This window comes from Escherichia sp. WS1152, from assembly GCF_046487665.1.
Lineage (GTDB): Bacteria > Pseudomonadota > Gammaproteobacteria > Enterobacterales > Enterobacteriaceae > Escherichia > Escherichia coli.
Map to the genome: position 1 here is coordinate 1 of NZ_JBJQJA010000042.1, position 9,721 is coordinate 9,721.

At 49.8% G+C, this 9,721-nt stretch carries 9 protein-coding genes and 1 pseudogene; 5 read left to right on the forward strand and 5 right to left on the reverse strand.

Annotated features, from left to right (window positions below):
- Positions 1-54, reverse strand: a 54-nt coding sequence (locus ACJHW7_RS24910; RefSeq protein ID WP_129692851.1) for an IS1 family transposase, incomplete at its 3' end; no start/stop codon positions are given.
- 57 nt (positions 55-111) lie between these two features.
- Here ACJHW7_RS24910 and ACJHW7_RS24915 point away from each other — a divergent pair.
- Positions 112-636: pseudogene (locus ACJHW7_RS24915) on the forward strand (transposase); the annotation flags it as partial.
- A 324-nt stretch (positions 637-960) separates the two neighbouring features.
- Here the strand turns inward: ACJHW7_RS24915 and ACJHW7_RS24920 are convergent.
- Both ACJHW7_RS24920 and ACJHW7_RS24925 read right to left on the reverse strand, forming a co-directional pair.
- Positions 961-1,725 (reverse strand): DUF4886 domain-containing protein, encoded by a 765-nt coding sequence (locus ACJHW7_RS24920; RefSeq protein WP_001470098.1) that lies wholly within the window; start codon positions 1,723-1,725, stop codon positions 961-963.
- A 10-nt stretch (positions 1,726-1,735) separates the two neighbouring features.
- Positions 1,736-2,785, reverse strand: a complete 1,050-nt coding sequence (locus ACJHW7_RS24925; protein ID WP_001470099.1) for a porin — start codon at positions 2,783-2,785, stop codon at positions 1,736-1,738.
- 418 nt (positions 2,786-3,203) lie between these two features.
- Here ACJHW7_RS24925 and ACJHW7_RS24930 point away from each other — a divergent pair, with 418 nt between their 5' ends.
- On the forward strand, positions 3,204-4,574 hold the full coding sequence (locus ACJHW7_RS24930; RefSeq protein ID WP_001470100.1) for an adenylosuccinate lyase family protein: 1,371 nt from the start codon (positions 3,204-3,206) through the stop codon (positions 4,572-4,574).
- A gap of 53 nt (positions 4,575-4,627) precedes the next feature.
- Here ACJHW7_RS24930 and ACJHW7_RS24935 read toward each other — a convergent pair whose 3' ends face one another.
- Positions 4,628-5,515, reverse strand: a complete 888-nt coding sequence (locus tag ACJHW7_RS24935; protein WP_001470102.1) for a MurR/RpiR family transcriptional regulator — start codon at positions 5,513-5,515, stop codon at positions 4,628-4,630.
- A gap of 283 nt (positions 5,516-5,798) precedes the next feature.
- Between ACJHW7_RS24935 and dcuC the strand changes: the two genes are divergently transcribed.
- The gene (dcuC, locus tag ACJHW7_RS24940) at positions 5,799-7,175 is read left to right on the forward strand and encodes a C4-dicarboxylate transporter DcuC (RefSeq protein ID WP_001547043.1); all 1,377 of its coding nucleotides are present in this window, start codon (positions 5,799-5,801) and stop codon (positions 7,173-7,175) included.
- Positions 7,176-7,262: 87 nt separating this feature from the next.
- On the forward strand, positions 7,263-8,957 hold the full coding sequence (locus ACJHW7_RS24945) for an NAD-dependent malic enzyme (protein WP_001547044.1): 1,695 nt from the start codon (positions 7,263-7,265) through the stop codon (positions 8,955-8,957).
- A gap of 116 nt (positions 8,958-9,073) precedes the next feature.
- Here ACJHW7_RS24945 and ACJHW7_RS24950 read toward each other — a convergent pair whose 3' ends face one another.
- The gene (locus ACJHW7_RS24950) at positions 9,074-9,493 is read right to left on the reverse strand and encodes a helix-turn-helix domain-containing protein (RefSeq protein WP_224479530.1); all 420 of its coding nucleotides are present in this window, start codon (positions 9,491-9,493) and stop codon (positions 9,074-9,076) included.
- Positions 9,494-9,668: 175 nt separating this feature from the next.
- Between ACJHW7_RS24950 and ACJHW7_RS24955 the strand changes: the two genes are divergently transcribed.
- Positions 9,669-9,721 (forward strand): IS1 family transposase (locus ACJHW7_RS24955; RefSeq protein ID WP_129692851.1); only part of this gene is annotated, 53 nt, incomplete at its 3' end.

Genomic DNA, 9,721 nt, shown 5'->3' on the forward strand with positions numbered 1-9,721 from the left:
CACCACCCCGTCAGTAGCTGAACAGGAGGGACAGCTGATAGAAACAGAAGCCACTGGAGCACCTCAAAAACACCATCATACACTAAATCAGTAAGTTGGCAGCATCACCCGCAGGACTTAGGTGCCGTAGCCTTAGTACCAAAAGGCGATACCTCTGGCGCTGACCGTAAAGGTCTTTTCAATCGTTCATTGTTCAAATATGACCAGGAAAAAGATATTTATATTTGCCCGATGGGTGAAGAACTTCAGAACCGATTTACGATGGTTGAGGATGGTTTAGAACAGCAAATGTACTTTAACAATATTGCCTGTCGCGATTGCAGTCAGCGGTCAAGGTGCACCACATCAAAACGCGATCCGAGGCGTATAAAGCGCTGGGTTCATGAAGCAGAAATGGAAGACATGCAAGCCAGGCTTAATGCATCGCCACAAACAGCTGTCGTGCGAAAGCAAACGGTAGAGCATCCGTTCGGGACAATTAAGATGTGGATGGGAGCGACTCACTTCCTGACGCAACGGTTTAAAAACGTCAGCACAGAAATCAGTCTGCATGTACTGGCTTATAACCTGAAGAGGATGATGTCCATCTGGGGGGCCGAAGGATTGGCCATTAAGCTGCGAGAACGATGCAGCTAGCGGCAGTGGCCGCTTTAACTCCTAATAACTGGCCATTAGTACTCCATATCAAGCCACAAAGTCTCGTTTTGCCTCAACATACAAATCACTGCGAATACAGCCCATATCAGGAATATCTTGCATCCCTGCTGGTGTTAGTCCTCAGATACTGAAAAAACCGAGTTTTTACACAGCCTGGGCACGAAGCGGACCGCCTGAAGCGCAGCAAGGTCTGCTTTGAACTCACAGCGAAGAGCAGAATATACCGGGAGATATCCTCTTTCATGAGTTGGCAGCCTCTCTCGCATAATATCGAAAACACGGGAGAGGCCGTTACAGCCGCCGTTAGTTAGCACGGAATTCCTGGACGGTATCCCATGCCACCTGCTGCAGCGCTTTGGCGGTTTGCTCGGTCATATCGCTGTCGGCAGGCAGTGCGCCGCCTATCGGTGACTGGTCATACAGCGTGGCGAACAGCACGCTGGCAGCCAGATAGGTTCCCGCCAGCGAGGGGTGATTTCCATCGCTATGATACAGATTGATTTCAGGATGCGTCTTAATTGCGTTACTGAAGGCCAGCCCGACCGGCGCGACGTATCCCCCGGTTTTACTGGCTATATTCAGATAGGCTTTCTCCAGTTTTTCAGTTTGCTCGGGTTTATCCTTGCTGGCCCAGGTCATAAAATAAACCACACGCGAGCCCTCTTTGTGAGCCATATCTGCCATCTTGACGGCGGACTCCGTGAAATAGTGACGCGAATCTTTTTTAGCGGAAAAAGGCTCTGTTGAATTCCCCTGAAATATCACCACGTCCCATTTTTGCAGCGTATTCTGGAATTCAAGATTCGGAAGGTGCCAGCCTAAACGTCCAGAAGAAATGGTGATTCCCCGGAACATATAGTCTTTAGCGCCATTCGGTAACAGCGAACGGCTGAGATCGCGCAGTCGGGTATTTATATTATTGTTATAATGTGTATATGAATTTCCGTAGAGCGCAATGGATTTATTGACTCCGCTCAGTTTATCCTGCGGTTTGGCTGCAATAATCGTATCGGCCTGCGCGTCGACCATCAGCGCCAGTCCTGCCAGCAACAACATGATTTTTTTCATTATTCTTTCCTCAGAAGTCGTAGCGCAACCCGACGATAATGGCGTCATCGTTGACCTTCTCGTTTTTACTGGCCAGCGTATTAAGGTAAGTTGCTGATAAATACACATTCTTAGCTAAGGTTAGCTGCGATTCAATTCGCCAGCCCTCGTGTTCGTACACATCCTCGTCGGCTTCATCCAGGATGCTGTACCCGCCAAGCACTTTGAATTCTTTGGTGAATTGATAGGAGGCAACGGAATCGAAACTCGTATAGTCATTGTCAGATTTATTGTCTCTTTCTATGGAGACCTTACCCGCCGTTACGGCTAATGACAAATCGCTATAATCGAACTGCAGCCCGCCCATTACCTGGCTGTGCTTCTTGCGGCCGTCGGTGGTTTTTACGCCGTCCTGACGGTTATATTGACTGACGGCAATCGCCGGTGTGATTTTTACGTCGCCGAATTTAATCATCTTGCGATAACTGGCCATCATGCCGTTATCAAGTGCATCGTTGTCGCTATTGCCATTTCCAAAAACGTAAGCCAGTTGCACCTGATGCCCGCTAAAATCACCGTTCCATTGCAGGGTGCCATCCTGACGGTTAAATTGGTAAGAATCGTCAATAGTGGTAATACCGTAGTTATATACGTTTGGCGTAAAGTTTTTATATTTGTCCGTCATGCGCATGACCTGATATAACGGGTTTTTAGTACGACCGGCAATCAGCTCGCCATATTTAGCATGAGAAAGCCCCAGATAGGCGTAACGGGCGTCGAGATCTTTATCTTTGGTTTTATTATCATCTTTTTCAGTACGAACCTGCCACTCCAGGCGACCGACAAGTTTAGTATCTTCCAGTAAAGGGAGGTCGCGGGTTAAATAAATCCCTAAGCGCCCCCCTATTTGGCTACGGGAGTCATCATTTGCGAATGATGCTTCTCCATTCGCTAACTGCCACTCAATACGCCCGTAAATATCCAGCGTGGTGGCTTTATCCTCATAAACGCTAATCGCCAGCGCTGACGTGCTAGCCCCAGATAAGGCAATGAATAATAATGTTTTGGCTTTAATGCTCATGCTGTTCTTCCCCTTTAAAAAATAAATATGTTCGCCCTTGATGCAGGATTAAATAGTTGTTATCAGGCGCCATTAATTTTTAGTTACATTAATGCAGAGCGAATACGGGAATTGCGTTTTCTCATAATAAAATGTGATTTTACGCACATAAAATAGGGCTTAATGGCTGGCGTTGTTATTTGTGAAGATTTCATTGAAAATAAATAATAGCGATTTAATTGATTCTCTCCGAACTGAGATATAAATGGCGAATTTATGTTAATCTCATCACGTTTTTCATATTGTGATCCCCGGAACATATGGGAAATGCATATTCCCCTGTTTACGCAGTGAGAATTGCTCCAGAATACTCGTTACGCAGTTAAATTTGATTTGAATGATATGCTGTTATCAGCGACGTACGTCACAGGAGTTTATAATGCCAGGCAGTCAAAGTTCGGTATTTGATTCAGAATTGTATTCCTCTCTCTTCACGCAGCCGGAGATGAAATCAATCTGGTCCGATGATAATCTTCTTCGCTGTTGGCTGACCTTTGAAGCAACCATCGCGCATGTGCAGACTGAGTTAGGTATTATTCCCCCTGAAGCCGCCGCGGAAATTTCCGCCGCCTGCCAGACGCTGAAAATAGACTGGCCGCGCCTCGCCAGGGAAACGCGTTCCGTCGGTATGGCGATTAAGCCTCTGGTTGATCAAATTGCCGATGCGGGTTCCCCTTTGGTCAAAAAATACCTTCACTGGGGCTGCACGACTCAGGATCTGCTGGATACCGCCCTGGCCATGCGCATGAAGCAAACCCTGCAATTACTGCGCAGACAGTTGGTGCAGTTGGGCGAAACGTTGAAAGCTATGGCGCTTGAGCACCGACATACGGTGATGGTCGCCAGAACGAATTCCGTCGATGCTTCCGCCACGACGTGGGGGCTACACGTCAGCAGCTATCTGTCCGAGCTAACCCGCCACCTTCAGCGCCTGGATCGCCTCTACCCGGCAGCGACTACCGGCCTGTTTGGTGGCGCGGTCGGCAACCTGGCCTCCGTCGGCAGCCAGGGAATGGCGATACGTAAGCAATTAATGGGCGCGTTAGGGTTGTCATGCCCTGTCGGTATGAGCAATGCCAGTCAGGATCATGTAGTCGAAGTGGTGCAGTTTTTTGCCCTGGTGCATGGCACGCTGTGTCGCATGGCCAACGACGTTGAAACGCAGGGCCGCACGTCCGTGGGCGAGTTGCGTGAAGGCGAAGGCGGTGGAGGATCCAGTACGATGCCACACAAGACGAATCCCCGCGCGAGCAATATGATCCAGACGCTTTCCCGCATGGGCTGGAACTATGCCTCTGGTGCAACCAGCCTTCTCGATCAGTGTGACGTGCGTGCTGCCTCCGCCCGCGTACTCAACTGGACGCTGGTACCGGAGTCGGCGCTGGCCTTGTCGGCCAGCCTTGAACGTGCTGTCCGGTTAATTACGCATCTGGTGGTGGACAAAGAGAAGATGCGCAGCAACTTCGCCGCTTCAAAGAACTTCATTATGTCGGAATCCGTCACCATGGTATTGGCTGAGAAAATCGGGCGTGGTGCCGCTTACGATCTGATGAAAGCGTTATTAAAAGACGCAGACGGCTCTAAAGACCTGTTGCAGTGCATGCTGGAAAATCAGACCGTTATTGACGCGCTAACTGAGTCGGAGATTGTTGCTGCTTGCGATCCATTGTCTTATCTGGGCTGCAATGACGCGCTGATCGAAGAAACCGTCATAGCCTTCGACGATTACATTCATGTCCGGACGGCGTAGTCCAGAGCCATTCGCTTCCTGCCGAAAGCAGGTGTGCCGACAGGAAGCGGTCATTATCCAGGAAGAGGTGAAAAGGTTTCAAAAAAGACAAACAGTTCCTCCAGTTGCTCGAAATTGCCCTCGCCTTCGCCTTTTTCATAGGCCAGATGCAACACCAGCTCAATAAAAAAGAAACCTACGATGCGGCTTTTGAATACGGATTGCGTATCGCTCGGCAACACAAACTGCAGATTACAAAATTTGCCGTACGGGTTGGACTCCGAGTTAGTAATCAGCACTACCGTCGCGCCTTTTTTACAACACCATTCGGTAACGCGAATCACTACCCGGTTAAAACGGTAGTAGGAGAAAACGATCAGCACGTCCTGATCCGTAACGGTCAGCAATGACTTCGGCAACTCCCCAACGTCCATAGAAAGCAATGTAACCCGATCGCGGAAATATTTAATCAGCGTAGTAAAATGTTTCGCCATCGCATAGGAAGACGCGGGACCGATTACGTATATATGTCGGTTGGTATTCAAAATAATGTCGATAAATTTATCCAGACTGTCAATATTGATATTATCTTTAAAATTCTCGAACAAGGTCGTAACATTCTTATTAAATTCGGAAACAATTTGTTCCGTGGTAATCTTTTCTTTTACCTGAATGCGTGATGCCAGCTCAAACGGCGGCACCATTTTTTGCAGTGTCAGCGTATTTTCCAATGCCCGACGGAAGTCAGCGTAGCCGATAAATCCCAGCTTATTTAAAAAACGCCCAACCGTTGCTTTACTCACCATTGCATTGCGGGCAATGTCGATGATGCCGTGAAAAGGGAGTTCATTAAAATGTTCACGCATATACGCGTCAAGACGGTGTTCTGACTCGGTTAGTGAACATAACAGCACGGTTTTTGAAATATAGTCCTCTAATGTTAAAGGGGTATTTTTTTTCATAATTGTCGTCCTTACACACTACGGATAAAAAGATACTATATTCAGTATAGAGAATAACCTTATCACATAATAATGCTATGCTATAGCCTTCCGTAAAGTGATTGACATATTTCCTGTTATGAGATCATGCGCACAAACCCCAGCGGGAAAAGCAATTTCTCATAGCTCACATTACCCTGATTCGATCATGATTTCATTACGGCATCAGTCTCTGAATTTATAGAGAATTAGGCGATCTAAATATAACTAGCCGTCATATATAGGAAAACAAAAGGACGATCTCATGACCGCATTTGTAATCGCAATCGTGATCACTATCATTGCAGCATGGTTAATCATCAAGAACTTCCAACCTCAGACGGTATTGCTGCTGGCTGGTTTGTCTTTACTGACCATTACTGCTGTCTTCTATCCTGATAATAGCATTCTCTACGGTAAGGCTAAATCAACCGGTTCCACCTGGCTGGATATCTTTACGTTTGCCAAAAATTCACTCTCCACACAGATCGCCGGTATCGGTTTGATCATCATGGCCGCGGGCGGCTTTGCCAGTTATATGGATCATATCAAAGCCTCCAATGCAATGGTGAACGTCTGCATTCGTCCCCTGCAAATCATCAAGGCGCCCTACGTGATCCTGGCTGTGGGGTATATTTGCGCACAGTTGCTGCACGTCGCGATTTCCAGCGCCGCCGGGCTGGCGATGATGTTATTAGTGACGTTCTTCCCGGTGTTGGTACGACTGGGTGTCAGTAAAGCAGCGGCGGCGGCGATGATCGGTCTGTGCGCCTTTATGGACTTAGGCCCGGCGGTCGGCACGGCCAACCTGGCGGCTAAACATGCCGGTATGGAAGCCGCCGTTTACTTTGCGCACTATCAGATGCCGGTGGCTGTTGCCGTTATGTTGGTAGTGTCGGTGCTGATTTTCTTTACCGCCAAATATTATGACAAGAAAGATGGTCACGTGATGACCAGCCAGGTGGCGGACGACACGACGCCTCAGAGTGAGGATAGCGAAAAAGTGCCGGGGCTGTATGCTTTCCTGCCTGTATTCCCTGTGATTCTGGTGCTGGTCTTTAGCCCGTTGGTCATCTCCACCATTAAAATCGACGTAGTTACCGCCATGATTGTCGGCACAATACTGGCGTTCGTCTGCGAACTGTTCGTTAAACGCGACTTCCGTGCCTGCTGTAAAGGTGTACAGGTATTTTTTAAAGGAATGGGCGGGATGTTTACCAGCGTGGTTTCATTGTTAGTGTGTGCGGATATCTACGCGCAGGGAATGCAAAAAATCGGCGCGGTGGATTACCTGTTGGAGATGGTGCAGAACGCGGGCTTTGGCTTTGCCAGCATGACCGTGGTGATGACGCTGCTGGTAGGTATAACCGCTGTACTGACGGGCTCCGGGGTTGCGGCATTTTTCTCTTTCTCCGGCATGGCGCCTGCTATCGCCACTAAATTTGGCGAAAGCGCTGTACATATGATTCTGCCGATGCAACTGATGGCTGGAATGGGACGTTCCATTTCTCCCGTCGCAGGGATCATCATTGCGGTCAGCAAAGCCGGTGAATGTTCACCGTTCATGATAGTGCGCAGGACCTTAATTCCGGCGCTCGGCGGCATGCTTACCATGTTGCTGGCTAACTACCTGTTGTTCTGAAGGACGTGTCGTCAGTGCGATGCCATTAAATCCAGAGAGCCAGGCGAGAGTACTTTGTTGTCAACATCAGTTAGCCGGACGTAAGTTATGACCCACGAAATCACAGACAATTTACTTTATATCCCTTATGCAGGCCCGGTATTACTGGAATCCCCGCTGCTGAACAAAGGCAGCGGGTTTACTGAAACAGAACGCGCAATGTTTAACCTGAGCGGGCTGTTGCCCGCAGCGGTTGAGACGATTGAAGAGCAGTCGCTGCGGGCCTATCAGCAATTCCTGGATATCAAGTCGGATATTGCCCGTCATATCTTTCTGCGCAATATTCAGGATACCAACGAGACGCTGTTTTATCACCTTGTGAGCAAGCACCTGGTGGAAATGATGCCGATTATTTATACCCCGGTAGTCGGACATGCGTGTGAACACTTTTCCGACATCTATCGCCGCGCCAGGGGATTATTCATCGCCTGGCCGGACCGGCATATGATCGACGAAATATTGCATAACGCCACAAAGCAGAATATTTCGGTGATTGTCGTCACTGACGGGGAGCGGATCCTCGGCCTGGGCGATCAGGGAATTGGCGGCATGGGGATTCCTATCGGCAAACTTTCGTTGTACACCGCCTGCGGTGGTATTAAGCCGTCGCATACGCTGCCAATCTTATTGGATGCGGGAACGAACAATTCCCAATTGCTCAATGACCCTTTGTATATGGGTTGGCGTCATCCGCGCATCACCGGCGACGCATATTTTGAGTTCGTCGAGATGTTTATCCGCGCGGTTAAGCGCCGTTGGCCGGACGTGCTATTACAGTTCGAAGATTTTGCCCAACAGACGGCGATGCCGCTGCTGACCCGCTATCGTGATGAGATCTGCTGTTTTAATGATGATATCCAGGGTACCGCAGCGGTGACTTTGGGATGCCTGATGGCGGCAAGCCAGGCCTCCCAACGTCGGTTATGTGACCAAACGGTAGTCTTCCTGGGCGCGGGATCGGCCGGATGTGGCATTGCCGAACATATCGTCACGCAGATGGTGGCTGAAGGGTTGACCGATGAGCAGGCCCGTTCACGCATTTTCATGGTGGATCGCTTTGGCCTGCTTACGGACGATCAAACTAATCAGGCTCCTTTCCAGTCACCGCTGGCGCAGCCGCGGTCGCGTTTGGCGAGCTGGGGCGGTCAGCAGGAGGCGTACTCGCTGATGGACGTGGTAAGCCAGGCTAAACCGTCCGTTCTGATTGGCGTCAGCGGGCAGCCAGGACTATTCAGCGAAGCGGTGATCGGGGAAATGTATCGTCACTGTTCGCAACCGATAGTTATGCCACTTTCCAACCCAACCTCGCGCGCAGAGGCACGGCCGGAAGATATTCTGCGCTGGACCGATGGTAACGCGTTAATCGCCACCGGCAGCCCGTTCGAGCCGGTAAGCCACGGGGGAAAATTGTATCCTGTTGCACAATGCAATAATGTTTATGTCTTCCCTGGTGTGGGTCTCGGCGTGATGGTTAGCCGTGCCACACGCGTCACGGATAACATGATGATGGCGGCCAGCCGCACGCTGGCAAGTTGTTCGCCGCTGGTGCGCGACGGGCGTGGTCCGCTGTTGCCCAGTATTAATGACATCCGGCAGGTGACGCAGGCCATCGCCCTTGATGTTGCTCTGGCTGCTCAACGTGATGGCGTCGCCGTAAATATCCCGCAGGAAACCTTGCAACATAACATTTCGAGCGGATTCTGGGAGCCGCAGTATCTTCAGTACAAGCGCACCTCATTCTGATAAGCAGTCTGTAGCGGGAAGATCTTGATACCGTTGGTAACGGCGGTATCAATTCCGTAAAAGCCGCATGGCCCGTATCTGTTCCGAGTGTATCCGGTGTTATGGTAGCGCAATCGTCACCGGGCATAGCGACCCGGCAGATTCATACACAGTTTCGTCTCCTCGGCATAGAAATGCGGCAGGTTCCGCTGATAGTCAGACGGCGTTACACCACAAAGCATTTTGAAATCTTTGCTGAAATGGGCCTGATCATGGAAATCGAGGTCACAAGCAAGGGTGCGCAAATCGACCACGCCGTGATGGATGCGCCGGCACGCTTCATTTACTCTGAGAATACGGACAAACGATTTCCAGGAAACGCCAATCCTCTCCTGGCAGAAGCGGTTAATGTGCCGGGCGCTGTATGACGTCATCTCGGACAAGCTATTAAGACGAATGCCCCCGTTCAGCGGGGAAGCATGCGTCAGTACCTGACGCAGCAGCGGTTTTTCCTCCAACACAGCGAAGGTGGAAGTTGAGAATAACTCCTTAAGCAAAGGTAGCCCGCAGAAGTATACTGAACGCTATAAAGAATGTAGTGGAGATGCTGGTTGTGAACAGCAGATCCGTAAGGATATGGCGAAAGAATCGGCGGAAAATGTTCTTAAGTTGAAGTCGGTGATGCTGCCAACTTACTGATTTAGTGTATGATGGTGTTTTTGAGGTGCTCCAGTGGCTTCTGTTTCTATCAGCTGTCCCTCCTGTTCAGCTACTGACGGGGTGGT